Here is a 273-nt window from a genome sequence, read left to right as displayed (position 1 = left end):
TCGAAGGCCGTACGGCCACCACCAACCTGCTGGTGTTCACGGTCAGCGTCGCCGCCAACGGTGACGTCACCCTCGACCAGCTGCGCGCCGTGGTGCATCCCGATGCCACCAATCCCGATGACGCGACCAGCCTGAGCTCGGACGATCTGGTCACCCTGACAGCGACCATCACCGACAAGGACGGCGACAGTGCCCAAGCGACCCTCAACATCGGGCAGAACCTGGTGTTCGAGGACGATGGGCCAAGCATCAGCACCACCGGCACCGAGCCAA

General features: G+C 64.8%; 1 protein-coding gene. It reads left to right on the top strand.

Translation table 11 applies throughout. The annotated features are described in order from the left end of the window. The coding region (locus tag IB252_RS29980) for a DUF5801 repeats-in-toxin domain-containing protein (protein WP_225607663.1) at positions 1-273 on the top strand (273 nt) is incomplete at both ends.

Origin of the sequence: Pseudomonas sp. PDM10 (assembly GCF_014852295.1) — a bacterium.
Taxonomy (GTDB): domain Bacteria; phylum Pseudomonadota; class Gammaproteobacteria; order Pseudomonadales; family Pseudomonadaceae; genus Aquipseudomonas.
Note: the sequence above shows the minus strand (reverse complement) of the source record. Positions and strands in the feature narration are given on the sequence as shown.